Annotated in this window: 17 protein-coding genes; 11 read left to right on the top strand and 6 right to left on the bottom strand. The window is 56.8% G+C overall.

Features of this window, described 5'->3' with window-relative positions; genetic code table 11:
* Positions 1–428 precede the first annotated feature (428 nt).
* Positions 429–1589 carry an MFS transporter gene (locus GA0071314_RS05385; RefSeq protein ID WP_074395693.1) on the bottom strand — a complete coding sequence of 387 codons (1161 nt, stop codon included), beginning with the start codon at positions 1587–1589 and terminating at the stop codon, positions 429–431.
* 54 nt (positions 1590–1643) lie between these two features.
* On the opposite strand from GA0071314_RS05385, the gene GA0071314_RS05390 reads away from it, so the two are divergent.
* Positions 1644–2171 carry an Lrp/AsnC family transcriptional regulator gene (locus tag GA0071314_RS05390; protein ID WP_074395694.1) on the top strand — a complete coding sequence of 176 codons (528 nt, stop codon included), beginning with the start codon at positions 1644–1646 and terminating at the stop codon, positions 2169–2171.
* Between the two features lie 64 nt (positions 2172–2235).
* Here the strand turns inward: GA0071314_RS05390 and GA0071314_RS05395 are convergent, their stop codons facing one another.
* Complete coding sequence (locus tag GA0071314_RS05395) at positions 2236–2460, bottom strand: hypothetical protein (protein ID WP_074395695.1); 225 nt, start codon at positions 2458–2460, stop codon at positions 2236–2238.
* A gap of 118 nt (positions 2461–2578) precedes the next feature.
* Between GA0071314_RS05395 and GA0071314_RS05400 the strand changes: the two genes are divergently transcribed.
* The 6 genes from GA0071314_RS05400 to GA0071314_RS05425 all read left to right on the top strand — a co-directional run bounded on the left by GA0071314_RS05400 (position 2579) and on the right by GA0071314_RS05425 (position 6798).
* Positions 2579–3538: a LysR family transcriptional regulator gene (locus tag GA0071314_RS05400; RefSeq protein ID WP_074395696.1), complete on the top strand. Its 960-nt coding sequence runs from the start codon at positions 2579–2581 to the stop codon at positions 3536–3538.
* A 457-nt stretch (positions 3539–3995) separates the two neighbouring features.
* Complete coding sequence (locus GA0071314_RS05405) at positions 3996–4400, top strand: VOC family protein (RefSeq protein WP_074395697.1); 405 nt, start codon at positions 3996–3998, stop codon at positions 4398–4400.
* A gap of 71 nt (positions 4401–4471) precedes the next feature.
* Complete coding sequence (locus GA0071314_RS05410) at positions 4472–4861, top strand: VOC family protein (RefSeq protein ID WP_074395698.1); 390 nt, start codon at positions 4472–4474, stop codon at positions 4859–4861.
* 321 nt (positions 4862–5182) lie between these two features.
* On the top strand, positions 5183–5872 hold the full coding sequence (locus GA0071314_RS05415) for a DUF899 domain-containing protein (protein WP_074395699.1): 690 nt from the start codon (positions 5183–5185) through the stop codon (positions 5870–5872).
* 46 nt (positions 5873–5918) lie between these two features.
* Positions 5919–6341 carry an MAPEG family protein gene (locus GA0071314_RS05420; protein WP_074395700.1) on the top strand — a complete coding sequence of 141 codons (423 nt, stop codon included), beginning with the start codon at positions 5919–5921 and terminating at the stop codon, positions 6339–6341.
* 94 nt (positions 6342–6435) lie between these two features.
* Positions 6436–6798 (top strand): iron chaperone, encoded by a 363-nt coding sequence (locus tag GA0071314_RS05425; protein WP_074395701.1) that lies wholly within the window; start codon positions 6436–6438, stop codon positions 6796–6798.
* Here the strand turns inward: GA0071314_RS05425 and GA0071314_RS05430 are convergent.
* Positions 6795–8039, bottom strand: a complete 1245-nt coding sequence (locus tag GA0071314_RS05430) for a cation:proton antiporter domain-containing protein (RefSeq protein ID WP_074395702.1) — start codon at positions 8037–8039, stop codon at positions 6795–6797. The two genes, GA0071314_RS05425 and GA0071314_RS05430, sit on opposite strands and share 4 nt — an antisense overlap.
* 125 nt (positions 8040–8164) lie before the next feature.
* Between GA0071314_RS05430 and GA0071314_RS19660 the strand changes: the two genes are divergently transcribed.
* Complete coding sequence (locus GA0071314_RS19660) at positions 8165–8440, top strand: hypothetical protein (RefSeq protein ID WP_197668830.1); 276 nt, start codon at positions 8165–8167, stop codon at positions 8438–8440.
* Here GA0071314_RS19660 and GA0071314_RS05440 read toward each other — a convergent pair.
* Complete coding sequence (locus GA0071314_RS05440) at positions 8437–9396, bottom strand: AraC family transcriptional regulator (RefSeq protein ID WP_074395703.1); 960 nt, start codon at positions 9394–9396, stop codon at positions 8437–8439. The two genes, GA0071314_RS19660 and GA0071314_RS05440, sit on opposite strands and share 4 nt — an antisense overlap.
* Before the next feature lie 451 nt (positions 9397–9847).
* Here GA0071314_RS05440 and GA0071314_RS05445 point away from each other — a divergent pair, with 451 nt between their 5' ends.
* On the top strand, positions 9848–11035 hold the full coding sequence (locus tag GA0071314_RS05445) for an efflux RND transporter periplasmic adaptor subunit (protein WP_074395704.1): 1188 nt from the start codon (positions 9848–9850) through the stop codon (positions 11033–11035).
* 6 nt (positions 11036–11041) lie between these two features.
* Positions 11042–14230 carry an efflux RND transporter permease subunit gene (locus GA0071314_RS05450; RefSeq protein ID WP_074395705.1) on the top strand — a complete coding sequence of 1063 codons (3189 nt, stop codon included), beginning with the start codon at positions 11042–11044 and terminating at the stop codon, positions 14228–14230.
* Here the strand turns inward: GA0071314_RS05450 and GA0071314_RS05455 are convergent.
* On the bottom strand, positions 14203–15162 hold the full coding sequence (locus GA0071314_RS05455) for a sodium-dependent bicarbonate transport family permease (protein ID WP_074395706.1): 960 nt from the start codon (positions 15160–15162) through the stop codon (positions 14203–14205). The two genes, GA0071314_RS05450 and GA0071314_RS05455, sit on opposite strands and share 28 nt — an antisense overlap.
* Positions 15163–15264: 102 nt before the next feature.
* Here GA0071314_RS05455 and GA0071314_RS05460 point away from each other — a divergent pair, with 102 nt between their 5' ends.
* Positions 15265–16233, top strand: coding sequence for a LysR substrate-binding domain-containing protein (locus GA0071314_RS05460; protein WP_074395707.1), 969 nt, complete (start codon positions 15265–15267; stop codon positions 16231–16233).
* Here GA0071314_RS05460 and GA0071314_RS05465 read toward each other — a convergent pair.
* Entirely contained in the window at positions 16230–16892 is a 663-nt protein-coding gene (locus tag GA0071314_RS05465; RefSeq protein WP_074395708.1) for a phosphoribosyltransferase, read from the bottom strand. The two genes, GA0071314_RS05460 and GA0071314_RS05465, sit on opposite strands and share 4 nt — an antisense overlap.
* Positions 16893–17086: the final 194 nt, after the last annotated feature.

Raw genomic sequence — 17086 nt, forward strand, 5'->3', positions numbered from 1 at the left:
TGGAGCTTGGTCAGCGCATGTCGCATCGTTTAAAGTTGCCGGGAATATCGGACTTAATAGTTCCTAATCCATTGAAATTAAAAGTTTTGTGGTGCGTTTATATCGATTGGTGTCGGGGCAATGGGAAACAATGCATAATCGCTGTTAACACTTACAAGGCTCGTGGGTGCTCCAGTGCAACGGAAGGCAATATGGAAAATATCTCCAATAAAAAAGAGGTCTGTTATGAAAAAGCTAGTTGCTTTCCTGTTCGCTTCAATGATGATTGTCAGTGTAGCCCATGGCCACTCTGGCGGAACTGATAAAAACGGTTGTCACGCCGGTTCTGAGCCTTATCACTGTCATTGACCAGTAGGTAGCTGCACTGCGGGCGCGGCGTCAGTACTGTTCGGAAAAACGTCAAATGGACAACGAGGCTTACAAAAGGACTACACCGTTTTCCAGCTCACCAGAGCACCCATCGCAACGAAGACAGCGGAAAGAGCGGACACTGACGTGAAGCCCGATCCGGCATAGATGGGGCTCATGATCAACGGTCCGGCAAAAACGGCCGAGTACGTCACTGCGCTATTCATGCCCATTACCGCTCCGCGCGCTTCTGCCGCGTACCGACTTAACAAAACGATCAGTGCGTTCAGCCCCATTTGGTTTAAGGCTCCCCAAACGACGGCCGCCGCGACAGCCGTCGGCCGAGTCTCAAGCGCAAGACTCCAGCAGGCATAACTTATTGTAATGCCTGACAGCACCAGCATCATATAGTGTCGCGTGATATTCGGTGTGACGATGCCCAGCCCGATTCCGGCCAAGCCGAATCCCATCCCGTAGGCCAACACAAATGTTCCGGTACCTTGCGTAGAAAGACGGAAGGCCTGCCGCACACCTTCACCAAAAAAAGCAAAGCTGCCGTAAAAGGCCGTCATATAGGCAAACATCACGACAAGCAGCTTCGCCACGCCCGGCAGTCGCATTGCCTGCCAAGCTGATGTTCGTAACGCAACGCCAGGGTGTACGCCACGCAGGGTAAACATCAACCCGATGGCGGTTAAAACTGAAAGCCCAGCTAGAAGGGCATAGACCATTCGCCAGCCGGCCCGTTCAGCAACGATGGCCGCTAGGGGCACCGCCAACACGAGAGAAAGCGCCCAACCTGTCAGCACAATCCCAAGTCTTGAGGCTTCAGCTCCCTTTGGGGCTGTTGCTGCCGCTGTCGCATACGCTCCGGGCAGAAGCACCCCGATGGCCACTCCAGCGACCCCTTGGGACAAACAGAGCCAGAGCCAGTTCTGGCTTGTGCCGCTTGACGCTTGTGCTAGCGCCAGAATTAACGCGGCACCACCCAAAACTCGCCCGGCCGGCAAGTGGTCGATCAACCGCGCAAGCGTCAACGCCGACACTGCCGTTGCTGCGCCGAAAGCGGATATCGACCAGGTGATACGAAAGGGTTCCGTAGCCAGCCCTTCCGCCACTTCTGAAAGAAGAGGACTGAGGACAAAGGCATTTGACCCGACCAAAAGTACCGCAGCGAGCAATGCGATCACCTGAAGATGCCGAATATAAACAGGCATAATGTCTGATTTGCAGCATGTCATACGACACTATGCTAGCGTGTAGTAAGGTTCAGGCAATTGAAAACGGGGTTTTCAATGATGAAATCGAATGCCATTCGGAAAGATTCCTCACACCCGTCCGGACTCGACCGGACGGACCGAATGCTGTTAAGGCTGCTTGCCGAGCGCGCGGACCGATCTTATGTCGAACTGTCCGAATTGGTTCATCTATCGCCTCCCGCTGTGCACGAGCGTGTGAAGCGTCTACGCCGTGACGGCGTCATTCAGGGTACCGTCGCGAAACTTGATGGTGAAAAAATTGGTTGCCCACTTCTCGCTTTCGTTCACGTGCTGACGGAGGGCTGGGGCATGACGGAGCCCATCCTTAGCCTGCGGCAATTGGCCGACGTGGAAGAAATCCACACGGCGACGGGTGATACATGTCTCATCCTTAAGTTGCGCTGCTCCGGCCCCGCCAACCTTGAAAAACTTCTGTCACGCATTCAGAAGGTTAAAGGAGTGCAATCAACCCATAGCTATGTGGTGTTAGGCACCTATCTCGAACGCGGACCGATACCAGAGGTGCCCGCGTCAATTAATCACTCAGGATCAGACAACCCCTAGACCTCAGCAACTTAACCAGCAGCGGTTGTATCGAACACGCCTACACTGGCACCCCTGGTGCTTCTCAGCGATGGCGTCGCAGATGTCTTAGGATCGCCCGGATAAACTGCTGCTGAGCCTGACGCTGATCCCGCCGTACCTGCTCAATATCGATGCCCCCCATCCCATCTTGGTATCTCAATGGGATGGTTCCCTGGTCGTCGACGCTATTATTTTTAACGTCTACATTATTCCGGTGAGTTAATAGACCACCGGCGTTAAAGGACTGCACTTCTTTTGATTTCATCATGCCTCTGACCTCCATAACGCCGCCCTTGGTAGCAGGACGTTTTGGTTATCTTGTTGCGTTAGGGAGATGCTAGTATTGTTCTAATACGCAAGCTATTCCATAAATATGAGCGTGGACTTTGCAAAAACGAACAGTAAGAAAGGGCAAGCAGCCTTCGATCACCACACAAAAAACACGCAGTTATCTGGCGTGGAATGACTTCGAGATCATCCTTGCCATCGCGACTGAAGGCTCGCTTTCTGGCGCCTCACGCGTTTTGGGGGTCAGTCATGCCACTGTTTTCCGGCGGCTGGGTGAAGTTGAGCAGCGCTTGGGCGTTACTCTCTTTGAGAGGAGCCGTACCGGCTACCGGCCCACGCTGGCAGGGGAAGAGCTTGCCGATACGGCTAGGATTATGGATGAGGCCGCACTGGCCGCGGAGCGTAAAGTCGCTGGTCGCGACTTGGAGCCCAGTGGGGAAATCTATACCACTACAACGGACTCTTTGTTGATGGGGCTGCTGGCGCCTCTGTTCACGCAATTTCAGGATAAATACCCGGCCATTGTTCTGGATGTTGCCGTCTCTAACCAGTTGTTCAACCTGACTCGCAGGGAGGCGGACGTTGCTATTCGCCCCTCCAACCTTCCGCCGGATAACCTGATTGGTCGGCGCCTGGCAACGATAGGCCAGGCTGTCTACGGACATCGAAGCCTTGGTCTAACGCCGGGAGCCTCCATTGACACCCTTGCCAGCCAGCCGTGGATTGGTGCCGGGCCACGACTGCAGGATTCAGCGCTAGACCAGTGGATGACCAAGCATGAACTGAAGGCGGCCTGCGTCTACCGTGTTGATACCTTGGTCAGCATACTCAGCGCTATTCGCTCTCGCATGGGGTTAGCCGTTCTACCGTGTTATTTGGCGGACAACGATCCAGAAATTATCCAGCTCAGCGATCCTATCCCCGAACTTGAATACGGCCTATGGTTTCTGATGCATCCAGATCTTAGAGGCGTGGTGAAGATTCACGCCCTGAAGGACTTCTTGATGGAAGCTGTTCAAATGCAGAAACAGCGTCTGGCCGGGCCACTATTGCGCTAGCCAGCTATTTCAAACTATGCAGGGAGTGCATTGCGGTTACTGGTCCTTCGGTAAGTACGTATTTCGATATTCGGTTCATACTGATGTTGTCATTATTTTACCTGTTTGGGATGGGTCTTGAAGGTGAACGATAGCAATGTAGCCAGCCGCTGTTGCCGGATAATTTTTTATCGCTTTGTTGCTCCAAAATTACCGCAAAGCTGATCGTTAACTGGGGAAGTGACCATGAATCAGAACCTTGCCGATGAACTGGTTATGATCACTCGGCCCCTTGTCTTCATTTCGCTGCGTTAGGACCACGGGTGCGCGCTACATAAGACGCGACATGGTGATATGACTCGCAAAATTTGCTACTCCAGTCAGGGTTGTTGAGACACTAGAGGGTAACGACTGGCATTGCAGTGGATATCCTGACGGGCATTGGTTTCAGGCATCAAGTAGATCGTTGAGGTTATGTATGCAGTTCATCGTAAACATTGATGTGGAAGAGCTTGGGAAAGCCATCTCCTTCTACGAGAGTGGGCTTGGTTTGCAGCTTAGTCGGCGACTATTTGGCGATACGGTTGCAGAAATGGTCGGAGGACCTGCGCCCATTTATCTGATCGAGCAGCCTGAAGCGAGCGCTGCTGCCCCCGGTACTTCCCACCAGCGTGACTATAAGCGCCATTGGACACCAGTACATCTGGATTTCATTGTTGAAGATATAGACGTGGCAGTAAAACAGGCAGTGTCGGCGGGCGCTTCCCAGGAAGGGGAAATCAAGACTTACGCTTGGGGCAGGCTTGCAACAATGAGCGATCCTTTTGGAAATGGGTTCTGTCTACTAGCGTTTGCTGAAGGAGGTTACGGCCATGCGGAGTAATGCCCAATAAATGGCTGCAGCAGGTGATGAACGCAATATCGTCGTGACTTATATCGAGAGGATATTTTCTCATGATTGCTTATACGATGGTGGGCACGAGAGACCTGGAAAAAGCCCTTAAATTTTACGACCCACTTTTTGCAGAAATGAACTTGGAATTATGCTGGCAAGATGAATCATCTGTTTCATACGGTAAAGTGGAGGATATGAGTTTTCCCCGATTCTTTGTTGGGTATCCTTTTGATGGGAAGACGTCGAGCGTTGGCAACGGTTCGATGACTGCCTTCCAGTTTCATGACCCCGGAGTTGTTGACAGACTATATGAAATTGCCATGAATCACGGTGGCAACTCGGAAGGAGCGCCTGGCTACAGGCCTCAGTATGCTGAAGGTTTTTATGCAGCCTACGTGCGTGACCCGGAGGGTAACAAGTTGGCATTTGTTGTGTACCCGCAAGAGTAGCAAAGTAAATAACTAAGCCATTAAGTCGCCCTCTGTGGACGCTGTCCGCTCGTTCCTCGAGCCGTTTATGACGGCCATTGAGAATAAGAAAATACATCGAAGCTTGTCGATTTCGCTCACTCTCGAACGACTAGGTAATAGTTCGGTCATTCGATCGCAGCCCGTTTTGGGTGGGCTCAATGATTTCGTGGATGAACAACATTGATGATTAGCTGCCTACAATCGTCGCTTGGCAGCATAAGGGTCTTCACTACTTTGGTGAAGTTTGTCAGTGCTGGTGCGATGAGAAGGCGCACATGGAATACATAGGAGAGCCTGGTAATGACCACAACTAAACAGCCGTTGCCGAGTGTCGTATCTTCAGAAGAGTGGAAAGTGGCGCTGGATCAGCTGCTTATAAAAGAGAAAGCGCTAACTCGCGCTCGTGACGCGCTAAATGCAGAGCGTAGGCGGTTACCGATGGTTAAGGTAGCTAAGCACTATGCGTTTCAGGGCGATAACGGCACAGTGTCTTTGCTTGACCTGTTTGAAGGGCGTCGTCAACTCATTGTCTATCATTTCATGTTTGCCCCTGAATGGAGCGCGGGCTGTGACGGATGCTCCTGGGTTGCCGATGCCATGACACATCCGGCCCATCTGCATGCCCGCGATACCACGCTGGTGATGGTGTCACGCGCCCCATTGGAAAAGCTCAAGCAGTACAGGTCGCGGATGGGATGGACGTATCCCATTCCATGGTATTCGTCTTACGAAAGCGATTTTAACTATGATGTTGGCGTAACCACCGATGATGGCGAGAGGCACGGTGCCAGTGTGTTTCTGCGTGACGGTGATGCCATATATCGCAGTTATTTTACAGGGGCACGTGGCGTCGAATATCTCGGCAGCCTCTGGACCTATTTAGACTTAACCCCGTTTGGGCGTCAGGAGACCTGGGAAGACTCTCCGGAAGGCTGGCCGCAGACTGAACCGTATGGTTGGACTCGTCGTCACGACGAATACGACCTCTGAAATCCATACGCAGAACTTGAGGGCTTTAAAAGCCAAGGAGAGGCCAATGGATAACGCAGTGTATTGGTACGCCGTCGCGTCGGTGCTGCTTTTTCTAAAGATGTTTGCCATTTCGGTGTATCAAGGATTTCATCGCATCACCAAGATGACCTTCAAGATCCCCGAAGATGCCGCTTTTGTGGGCAGGGAAGCCGCTAAGGAGGAATTGCCCCAGGTACAAAGGGCAGCGCGTGCCTGGTCAAACGATGTTGAAAATATCCCCATCTTTCTGGCGCTTGGCGTTGCTTACGTGTGGGTGGGTGCTGCGCCAGGCTTGGCGGTCTGGCTCTTTTTGACGTTTACCGGCGCCCGTTACGTGCACACCTTGTGCCTGTTGGCAGGGCTTCAGCCATGGCGGACGATGGCATATTTCGTCGGCGTGGGGTGCATGTTTGTGATGTGTGGCCTGATTATGGCGGCGCTTCATTAACTAGGCGCTCGAGGGTGGCCGATAACCGACTAGTGGTTTCGCTTTTACTGCGTAGTTAATTGGGTGTTTTAATTAAAATTAAAAGGCTTAGTGCATGAGTTCGAAAAAGTTTAATTCAGTTGAAGATTACCTGAGTTCATTGGACTCAAAGCAGGGAAATACTCTCAGAGATGTCATTGACGTTATCCTCAAGAATTTTCCTGACTTGGATTGCAAACTATCGTGGAATGTCCCTCAGATTTGTAGAGGCAGTGATTACGTATTCGGCGTTTCGGCGTTGAAAGATCATCTTGCGCTTGCCCCTTGGAGTGCCAGAGTGATGGAGGACTTTAAGACCAGGCTTGAAAACGAAGGATACGTTGTTAAGAAAAATTTATTTCAAATACCTAACAACTGGGAAATTGACGAAAAGTTATTAACTGGCCTTGTAACAGCTAGGCTTGCTGAGCTGGATTAATAGAGCTTCTGCTCTATTGGCAACTGATCCCCATAACGACGGCCGTAGTACTTCGCGATGGGTGCGGCAGTCATGCCATGCACTACCAGTGAGGCGGCCACCAGCAGGCTGGCAACTACCCAGATCGTATCATTGCCGGTCTCGTGGTAGACCAGCATGGCGTAGAAAACCGCCGCCACACCAATGGGCCCGAACCAGCCAGCCAAGAGCGCTACCGGCAGGTCACGCCAAAGCCGGATGGCAGGGCGTAACAACAGTATCACCGGCAGGCGGCGTAGCACCAACACCGCCAGGCTGAGCCCCAACCCGGCCCACCCAAGGTTCAGCCAGTCCGACCAGGGGATCATAAGCCCCACTAGCATGAAGACCGGCAGGGTGAGGAACAGGTTTACCGCCTCCTGAATTTCGCTTTCCTCACTACGGTCCTTGCCGTCCACCCGCTGATCGAAGGCAATGCCGGTGGCAAACACCGCCAGAATACTGTCCGTGCCGAGGAGCTTGGCGGCGCCTAAGGCCAGCAACGTCAGCGCCAGAGTAGTCACCAGAAAAGAAGGCTGGTCGATCAGGTCGCGAGCTTCCGCCGTGCGCAGGGCCGTGCCAGCCAGGTAGCCCAGCAGGGCGCCAATCGCCACCGCCCCAAGCACTTGCCAGCCTAGAACATGGACAAACCATTCATTTAGCGCGGTATCAGAACTTTTGATCAGCAGAATCGGCAACATGACGAGCGGCAGGGCCAGACCGTCATTAAGGGCAGCCTCCGCTGACAGGGTATGGCGGAAACGGTCAGGCAGGTTGTCGGTGGCCACCCCGCCAGTCACGATTGAACTGGAGACTACCGGGTCAGTGGGGCAAACAGAGGCTCCCAGCATGAGCGCAGTCATTAGCGCCACATCGAGAAACCCTAGTGCCAGCCCGCTACTTATCAGCCACATCAGGGGCATTCCGAGCGCCAGAATCACCGTCAAGGGTCGGCCCTGGTCGAACACGAACCGTGGCGGCATACGCAGGGCGATACTCATCAGGCTGACCCCCAGGCTCACTCGAGCGACTTCCTCCAAGATTTTCATCTCATGGCCCCAGCCGGCAGGGTCCAGCCAGCCCAATACGGGGCCTGCCAACACTCCCAGCAGGAATGCTAGCAAGGGCAGCGACAGAATGCTTCGGTTCAGCAGGCGGGAAACCATCCCAATAAATAGTACTGTGGCGCCAACGAGCGCTAGGGAGATGTTGAATTCACTCACGCTACGCCTCTTTTCGGATTGGGGCTCAGGAAAGTCCAATAGAGCTTTGTTAGTTTGGCTTCCATGTGCTGGACTTCAAGGGCTGTCATCGAAGTTATTCGGCTGAAGCTCTATGGCATTAGCGTTTGTTTGGCGTCGGGGATCCTTATCCGTGGTGGCTAGTCGAGCTTTATAATCGCTTTGGAAAAGCCGACTGGCTCGACGATGCGTTCAGCGCGGGGGACATTTTGATGGTGCAGGTTCTGCGCAGACTGAATGGGCTGGGTTTGCGCAATGAGTATCCGAATCTCCCTGCCTATGCCGCCCGCGGCTATCTACCGAAGCAGTTGACAAGGCGTGAAGCTAGCGCCGAACGTCATTTCGAGAAGAACGCGCCGGGCGTCCATCACCCAGCTGCTTAGGCAGGCACCGATGTTGCCTGCGTGCCCCGCAACTGGCTAACGTCAGCCCGTGGCGGCGCGCCAAACATGCGGCTATATTCGCGGCTGAAGTGGGAGGGGCTTTCGTAACCCACCCGGTAGCTGGCGGTGGCCGCCTCAAGCCCCTCGGCGAGCATTAACCGCCGGGCTTCGTGCAGGCGTAGCTTCTTCTGGTACTGCAGGGGCGACATCCGGGTGACCTGGCGGAAGCTGTGATAAAGCGTCGACTCGCTCATATTGGCGCTCGCCGCCAGCTCACGGATCTTGAGCGGCTGCGCATAATGCTCTTTGAGGGCGTAGATGACCTGCGCGATCCGATTGGCCTGGGAGTCCGAGGCGGCAAAGCGGCGCATATGCGGCCCCATTTCGCCCATCAGCGCCCGGTAGATCAGCTCCCGCCGGGCCAGGGGCGAAAGCACCGGTATATCTTCCGGGGCGTCGAGCAGGCTTAACAAGCGGTGAAGCGCACCCTGCATACGGGCATCCATGGGCGCAGATTTCAGGCCGCAGTCCATCTCGGAGCAGATGGCGTCATGGCCAGCAGACGGTGCCTTGTCGCCCAGTTCCAGTATCAGCCCGGCTACCTCCTGAGGATCGACCCTGACCTTTACTGCCAGGAAGGGCTGCTCCGGGGTGGCATGATCGATCCGTCCGACGACCGGCAGGTGAACGGCGCTCGCCATATAGCTCGGACCGCTGTAAACGATCTCCTTGTCTCCCAGCAATACCGTCTTGCTGCCCTGAATGACAAAACACAGGCAGGGTTCGTAAACCGCGCAGTGAAAACTGGTGGGGGCATCAACGCGCACCAGTTGAACTTCGGCAATCGCGGTGTCCTGAATATCTTCCAGGGGCGACCAGCGGCGAACGACCTGCCCCAACTGCTGGGGCAGGCTGTCACTGAAATGGGTAATCTGCTCAGGTGCGATAACGGTCAATGGCTCTCCTCCCTAACCGTTCCCAGTATATGCCTTCGCCCCACTAATCGAAGGTATTTTCAGTGTGTTTTGCAGAATCAGGCAAGCACCCCGCAGAAACCGACAACCCACGCGGTATGTCATCAGATCGTCATAACGCTCATGGGCGGAAACAGGCCGATGTGCTGACGCCCCGCCGCGTATCGCTTTTCAAATGTCGTGACAGAATCAGGCAATCATCCCGCAGGAACCCGCTACCTTGAACACGCTCGCCTCGCCTATGGTGAGTAACGTCGGATAGAGAGTAACCAACTGCTCGTCCATGCCAGCTCCTTCGTCCCTCCCGATGACAATAAATGACTGTCGATTCTGACAGCGGTTAAACGACTAGTAAATCGTCAACCGCCCGCGCGGTGCGACATCCATAACGAACGCTGCTACCGGGGTTCGGTAGCCACTGGAGCAATTCATCATGGGAAGTTTGTATCAAAGCGTCCGCCTGGCAAGCCGCCGGGCGGTGATCCCGTTTCTGCTGCTGATGGCCTTGCTGACGGGGTGCGAGGCCCAGAGCGAAGAGGCGGCAGCGCCTGCAGCGCCGCCACCGCCGGAAGTCGACGTGGCGGAAATCGTCGCCCAGCCGGTGGTGTTGAGCGAGTCATTCACCGGCCGGGTGGAAGCCGCCGAAACGGTCGAGCTAAGAGCCCGGGTGAGCGGCTATATCCAGGAAGTGGCATTTGAAGAGGGCGAACTGGTCGAGCAAGGGGATCTGCTGTTCCAGATCGACCAGCGGCCCTACCAGGCGCGGGTTGGCGCCGCCCAGGCGGATCTTGCCCAGGCCAGAAGCCAACTCGCCCAGGCCGGAAGTGAAGCCGAGCGGGCCCGCGTGCTGCTGGGCCGCCAGGCCATTTCTCAAGAGGTGCATGACCAGCGTCAAGCGGCGCTGAACAATGCCCGCGCCATGGTGGATGCCGCTCAGGCCGCCCTGGATACCGCCGAGCTTGATCTTGAGTATACCCGTATTACCGCGCCCGTCAGCGGCCGCGCCGGCCGGGCCATGGTGACCCTTGGCAATCTGGCCAGTGCCGACCAGAGCCTGCTGACCACACTGGTGAGCATCGATCCGATACACGTCTACTTCGAGGCTGACGAACAGGCTGCCTTTGCCAGCCAGACACTCCTCACCGGTGACGCGTCGAACAGCCTGAATATCGAGCTGGGCGGCGACCCGCAGCGCCAGTACAAAGGCACCCTGGACTTTATCGACAACCGCTTGAACCCCAACACCGGCACCCTGCAGTTCCGGGCGGTGCTGGACAACCCGGACGGCCGCATTCGGCCCGGGGAGTTTGCGCGGGTCGAAATGCCGGTCGCGCGGTTGGAGCAAGCGCTGTTGGTGGATGGCAAGGCGGTGCTGACCGACCAGGATCGCCGCTACGTCTATGTGGTGGATGAGAACAACCTGGCCCAGCGGCGCCCGGTCGCCACAGGGCGCCAGGTGGATGAACGTACGGTCATCAGCGAAGGGCTCTCTGCTGGTGATCGGGTGATCGTCAACGGGGTGCAAAAAGTCTTTATGCCGGGCATGGAAGTGAGCCCTCAAACGGTGCCCGCCGCCCCGGCGGCTGACGCTCAACCCGCCATTGCTGCCAGGGAGGACTAAACCACCATGAATTTCTCGCGTTTCTTCGTGGACCGACCGATATTTGCGGCGGTGCTGTCGATTATTATTCTGGCGGTGGGGCTGATCTCGATTCCCAACCTGCCGATCAGCGAGTACCCGGATGTCGTGCCGCCCTCCGTGGTGGTGCGCACGGTTTACCCCGGCGCCAACCCGAAGGAGATCGCCGAAACGGTCGCCACGCCCCTGGAAGAAGCCATCAATGGCGTCGAGGACATGATGTACCTCAAGTCGGTCGCGGGCTCTGATGGGGTGCTGCAAATGACCGTCACCTTCCGCCCGGGTACCGATGCCGAGGAGGCCGCCGTTCGGGTGCAGAACCGCGTTAGCCAGGCGGAAGCTCGGCTTCCGGAATCCGTGCGTCGGCAAGGCGTCACCACCCAGAAGCAGTCGCCAACGTTTCTGATGGTCGTTCACCTGACCTCGCCCAGCGGCGAATACGATACCCTCTACCTGCGCAACTATGTGCGGCTGAATGTTCGCGACCGTCTGGCACGCCTTGAGGGGGTAGGGGATGCGCAAATCTTCGGTGGAGGGGACTACGCCATGCGGGCATGGCTCGATCCCGAACGAATCGCCGCCCGTGGCCTGACGGCCGGCGATGTGGTCGGCGCCATGCGCGAACAGAACGTCCAGGTCTCCGCCGGGCAGTTGGGGGCCGAACCCATTGAAGACAGTGACTTTCTCACCCTGATCAACGCCCGAGGGCGGCTGGAAACGGTGGAGGAGTTTGGCGACATCGTGCTGAAGCGCGGTGAGGGCGGCGAGATCCTCAGGCTTGCGGATGTGGCCCGGCTGGAAATGGGCGCCGGGGACTATACGCTGCGCTCGCAGTTGGACAGCAACAACGCGGTGGGTGTGGGGATCTTCCAGGCACCGGGGGCCAATGCGCTGGAGATTCGCGAGCAGGTCGTCGCCACCATGGACGAGCTGTCCGAACAGTTTCCGGACGGCGTGGAGTATGAAGCGGTCTACGACACCACCATCTTCGTCAATGACTCGATAAAGTCGGTGATCGCCACCCTGCTGGAAGCCGTGCTGCTGGTGGTGCTGGTCGTCACGCTGTTCCTGCAGACCTGGCGTGCCTCCATTATCCCACTGCTGGCGGTGCCGGTATCGGTGATCGGCACGTTCGCGGCGCTCTACTTGCTGGGCTACTCCATTAACACGCTGACCCTGTTTGGGTTGGTGCTGGCCATCGGTATCGTGGTGGACGACGCCATCGTGGTGGTGGAAAACGTGGAGCGGAATATCGAGGAGGGCCTAAAGCCCCAGGCCGCCGCCCATCAGGCCATGAGAGAAGTCTCCGGGCCTATCATCGCGGTGGGGCTGGTGCTGTGTGCGGTGTTTATCCCCATGGCCTTTCTCTCGGGGGTGACCGGTCAATTCTATAGCCAGTTTGCAGTGACGATTGCCATCTCCACGGTGATCTCCACCATCAACTCGCTGACCCTGTCGCCCGCGCTGGCCGCGATGCTGCTCAAGCCCCATGACGCGCCCAAGGATCGACTCACCCGCGTGATCGATACGCTGTTTGGCTGGATTTTCCGGCCCTTCAACCGCTTCTTTAACGCCAGCTCCAACAAGTACCAGGGCGGCGTGGCCCGCTCCCTGAAGCATCGTGGCGCGGTGTTTGTGGTCTACGCGCTGTTGTTGCTGGGCACTGGCGTGATGTTCAAGGCGGTGCCGCCCGGGTTTATCCCGGTTCAGGACAAGCTGTATCTGATTGCTGGCGTCATCCTTCCGGAAGGGGCTTCGCTGGAGCGAACCGATGAGATGCTTCAGGACGTCGTGGACATCGCCATGGAGACCGAGGGCGTGGAGCACGCCATCGCCTTTCCCGGCCTGAACGCGCTGCAGTTCACCAACACCTCCAACACCGGGGTAGCCTTTCTAACCCTCAGTGCCTTTGGTGAGCGCAGCCTCAGCGCTGCGGAAATAAACGCCCGCATCAACCAGGGCATTGGCGGCCTGAAAGAAGGCTTTGCGTTTTCCTTTATGCCGCCGCCGATTCTGGGACTGGGCAACGGGTCTGGCTTCCAGCTGTTTATCGAGGATCGCGGTAACCTTGGCTATGGGGCATTGCAGCAGGCGGTGAACCAGCTCCAGGGCGCGATTGCGCAAACGCCGGGGATGGGCTTTCCGATCAGCAGCTATCAATCCAACGTCCCGCAGTTGGATGCCGAAGTGGATCGTCTGAGGGCCAAGGCCCAGGGTGTGCCTCTGACAGAGCTGTTCGACACCCTGCAGACCTATCTGGGTTCGACCTATGTGAATGACTTCAACCGCTTTGGCCGCACCTGGCAGGTGATCGCCCAGGCGGACGCTCCTTATCGGGCCAGCGTGGAAGACATCGCCCGGCTGCGCACCCGTAACGACCAGGGCGAAATGGTGCCCATCGGCACCATGGTGGATATCCGTCAAACCTTCGGCCCCGACCCGGTATTGCGCTACAACGGCTACCCGGCGGCGGACCTGGCCGGTGAGTTCGACCCCCGCGTGCTCTCTTCCGCCCAGGCGATGGACACTATCAACGGCCTGGCGGAAGAGCTGCTGCCCCCAGGCATGGCGCTGGAGTGGACTGATCTAAGCTACCAGCAGTCCACCCAGGGTAACGCGGCGCTGGTGGTCTTCCCGCTGTCGATCCTGCTGGTATTCCTGGTGCTGGCGGCCCTCTACGAGAGCTGGACGCTACCGCTGGCGGTGATTCTGATCGTGCCCATGTCGATGCTCGCGGCGCTGATTGGCGTCTGGTTTGGCGGGGGCGATAACAACATCTTCGTGCAGGTGGGGCTGGTGGTGCTAATTGGCCTGGCATGTAAGAACGCCATCCTGATCGTGGAGTTCGCCCGCGAGCTGGAACTGCAGGGCAAGGGCACGGTGGAAGCCGCCCTGGAAGCCTGTCGGTTGCGGCTGCGGCCGATCATCATGACCTCGATCGCCTTCACGGCGGCGGTGTTGCCGTCGGTAGTGGCCACCGGCGCAGGCGCCGAGGTACGGGCGGCGCTGGGTACGGCGGTGTTTGCCGGCATGATTGGGGTGACGCTGTTCGGGCTATTCCTGACCCCGGTATTCTATGTGGCGCTGCGCAAGCTCTCCGGTTCTCGGCCGCTTGTTAGCCATCACAGCGCTACCTCGGACACCACACCTTACCCCGCCAGCCACCCCCAAAGTTGATGATAGAGCGGTATGCCAATCAACACATTGAACGGAAAGGTGAGACCCAGTGAGGCCAACATGGCAAGACCAATGTTGGCCTCTGGAATAGCGGCTCGCACGGCGACAGGCGCGGCAATGTAAGAGGCACTGGCGGTAAGGCTGGCGAGTATCACCGCGGAGCCAGCGGGCAGCCCAAGCCAGAACGCCATCATCAGGCCAAAGCTGGAAAGTACGATAGGTGCTGTCAGTGCGAAAATGATCAGGCGGCTGTGCCCCCAGCGCAGGCTGCGCAGCGTTTCTGCGGCGACCAGGCCCATCTCCAGCAGGAACAGCGCCAGGATGCCCTGGAAGGCGTTGGTATAAAGGCTGGTCACCGATTCACCGGCATTCGGGCCATAGAGCCAGCCGATCAAAACGCCGCCCACTAGCAGAATCACGCCACGATTGGTCAGGGTCTCGTGCCAGAGCCCTGACGTTTTATTCAGCTCTGCTGCTGTGGCACTGCGGTTACCGCGGCTGAAGCGCCGGTAGAGCAATAGCCCGAGCATGATGGCGGGTAGTTCAAGCAGTACCAGGTAAAGCGTGACTTGCCCGCCGGTCACCAGATCATGCGCTTCGGTGTACGCCAAGGCAACGGCAAAGGTCCCGGCGCTCACCGAGCCGTAGTGGGCGGCCAGGCTGGCGCTGTCGGCAAGCGACAGCCGCACCAGGTAGCGAACCACCGGAAACACCACCAGCGGAATGATGATGCCCAAGAGCGTGACACCGGCCAATTCGATCAGCAGTGAGGTGCTTAAGCTGCCGTGCAGCGCCATGCCGCCTTTAAGGCCAATGGTCAGCATCAACAGCAGACTTAGAATGTCGTAAGCGGCTTTGGGAATGCTGAGGTCGGAGCGCACCACGCCGGCGACAACACCTAATACAAAGAACATGACCACAATATCAGGCACGGCAACTCTCCTTGAGGGGGGGCAGCCACTGTAGCGATGTCTAGTAATTGATGAAAACAAATAAACTTTATATAGTTATAGATAATTATCTATAATCTCAGCATGAAGATACGCCAACTAACTTTTCGATTGCTTCAGGTTTATACCGACGTAGTGCGCACGGGTTCGATTACGGCCACCGCCAATCGGCTTCATCTGACCCAGCCGACGGTATCTCAGCAGCTCAAACGTCTGCGGGAAATTGTTGGTGAACCCATTGTTCGCCAGGAAGAAGGGCGCGTGGTGCCCACGGAGGTTGGCCAGGCGCTTTACCAGCTAAGTCAGGACTTACTCAGCCGTGCCGATGTGTTTAGCCAGTATCTGGATGAATACAACCGTGGCAGCCGTGGCCACTTCAGCATTGGCTTGGTCAACACCGCGCAGTACGTGCTACCCCGCCTTTTAGGGCCGTTTAGTCAGGCTAACCCGCAAGTAGATGCCACGGTAGAGATCGGTAATCGTCAGCAGATGCTCAATCGCTTTGAGCGCCATGAGGATGATATCTATGTGTTTAGTCATCCGCCTTCGGATGACGATGTGCTGGCCGCCCCATTTCTGAGCAACCCGTTGGTAGTGGTGGGGCCGGAGACATCCCGCTGGGCCGATGTGAAAGGCCTCACCATGGAGGCCTTGAAAGACGAGCGTTTTCTGCTGCGCGAGCCGGGTTCCGCGACCCGGCATACCTTTGATGCCTGGCTTTACAGTGCGGGCATTGAGCTGCGTTCCACTCAGCAGATTGCCAGCAACGAGGCGATTCGCCTTGCAGTGGCCTCAGGCATGGGCCTGGCGGTGTTGTCCCGCCACGTGGTAGCGGATTCCCCCAAAGGCGTTCAAGAGCTGTCCTTGCCGGGCTTTCCACTAAAAAGTCGCTGGCACTTTGTGGTACGTCGCCAGCGCCGCCTACCGCCAGCTGCCTATCGTTTTTTAAGCTTCGTACAAGGCTCGCTGGCCCAGGCATTTGACGAACCTGAAGGCGAGATGGCTGTGGCTGAACTGCTTGGTGCCATAGCCTCGAGTGGCCAGCGAGGTTAGTTGCTCAACAAATCACGCGCTGCCTGCAATAACGCAATGACTTCGTCATCGCTGGTTTGGGTGAAGTCGTGATAGTGCATACCCACGGCGTTAAAAGGCTCAGGCGTCGCTAGGCAAATCAAGTCGTCTACCTCAGTTGCCAGTTCATCCACTGCAGCCTGAGGGGCGACAGGTACTGCCAGGGTCACCGTGGAGACTCCCGCCAGGCGTAGTCCTCTAACGGCTGCTTTGGCGGTCCCGCCTGTGGCGATACCGTCGTCCACTAGTAATACATGGCGGCCGCTGACGTTTATCGGCGGGCGCTTGCCGATGTAGGCTTGGCGACGGCGGGCAATCTCCTCTAGCTGGCGCTGAGTCTCGGCTTCAAGGTAATCTTCGGATGGTTGAAATAGTTCAACCGCTCGCGGTGTCAGTACCACCTGCGGTGGATCCCCATCTACAACCGCGCCTAATCCAAACTCGGGTTGTCCAGGCGCGCCTATCTTGCGCACTACCACCACATCAAGTGGGCATGGGAGATTGATCGCCACCTCGTAGGCCACCGGCACACCACCGCGCGGTAGGGAAAGTACAACGTCATAGTGTTTGCCGGATAGTGCGTTGGCAAGCTGGCGTCCTGCCTCGCGTCGATTATCGAATAGCTCACGGTGTTTGGACATAAGCAGCTCCTAACAAACGACTACGTGCTTGGTCCTCCCTTGGGCGTTTTCAGTCCTAAAGTTATTGCTGACGTTTCGTTAACGTGGGGGTGGACAACGAGCGTCACCCAAGTCAACTATAGATAAACGCTAGTCTGACTATAGTAAGTAAGTACCGGCTTATCCAAGCCCATGCGATTTGTTAGTTAATCGTC

This window comes from Halomonas sp. HL-93 (assembly GCF_900086985.1).
GTDB lineage: Bacteria > Pseudomonadota > Gammaproteobacteria > Pseudomonadales > Halomonadaceae > Vreelandella.

What these genes read in the sequence shown, in the direction of transcription:
- GA0071314_RS05385 (WP_074395693.1), bottom strand. Translation starts at nt 1,589, where the DNA reads ATGACATGCTGCAAATCAGACATTATGCCTGTTTATATTCGGCATCTT.
- GA0071314_RS05420 (WP_074395700.1), top strand. Translation starts at nt 5,919, where the DNA reads ATGGATAACGCAGTGTATTGGTACGCCGTCGCGTCGGTGCTGCTTTTT.
- GA0071314_RS05450 (WP_074395705.1), top strand. Translation starts at nt 11,042, where the DNA reads ATGAATTTCTCGCGTTTCTTCGTGGACCGACCGATATTTGCGGCGGTG.
- GA0071314_RS05465 (WP_074395708.1), bottom strand. Translation starts at nt 16,892, where the DNA reads ATGTCCAAACACCGTGAGCTATTCGATAATCGACGCGAGGCAGGACGC.
- GA0071314_RS05445 (WP_074395704.1), top strand. Translation starts at nt 9,848, where the DNA reads ATGGGAAGTTTGTATCAAAGCGTCCGCCTGGCAAGCCGCCGGGCGGTG.
- GA0071314_RS05425 (WP_074395701.1), top strand. Translation starts at nt 6,436, where the DNA reads ATGAGTTCGAAAAAGTTTAATTCAGTTGAAGATTACCTGAGTTCATTG.
- GA0071314_RS05390 (WP_074395694.1), top strand. Translation starts at nt 1,644, where the DNA reads ATGATGAAATCGAATGCCATTCGGAAAGATTCCTCACACCCGTCCGGA.
- GA0071314_RS05460 (WP_074395707.1), top strand. Translation starts at nt 15,265, where the DNA reads ATGAAGATACGCCAACTAACTTTTCGATTGCTTCAGGTTTATACCGAC.
- GA0071314_RS05410 (WP_074395698.1), top strand. Translation starts at nt 4,472, where the DNA reads ATGATTGCTTATACGATGGTGGGCACGAGAGACCTGGAAAAAGCCCTT.
- GA0071314_RS05415 (WP_074395699.1), top strand. Translation starts at nt 5,183, where the DNA reads ATGACCACAACTAAACAGCCGTTGCCGAGTGTCGTATCTTCAGAAGAG.
- GA0071314_RS05405 (WP_074395697.1), top strand. Translation starts at nt 3,996, where the DNA reads ATGCAGTTCATCGTAAACATTGATGTGGAAGAGCTTGGGAAAGCCATC.
- GA0071314_RS05395 (WP_074395695.1), bottom strand. Translation starts at nt 2,460, where the DNA reads ATGATGAAATCAAAAGAAGTGCAGTCCTTTAACGCCGGTGGTCTATTA.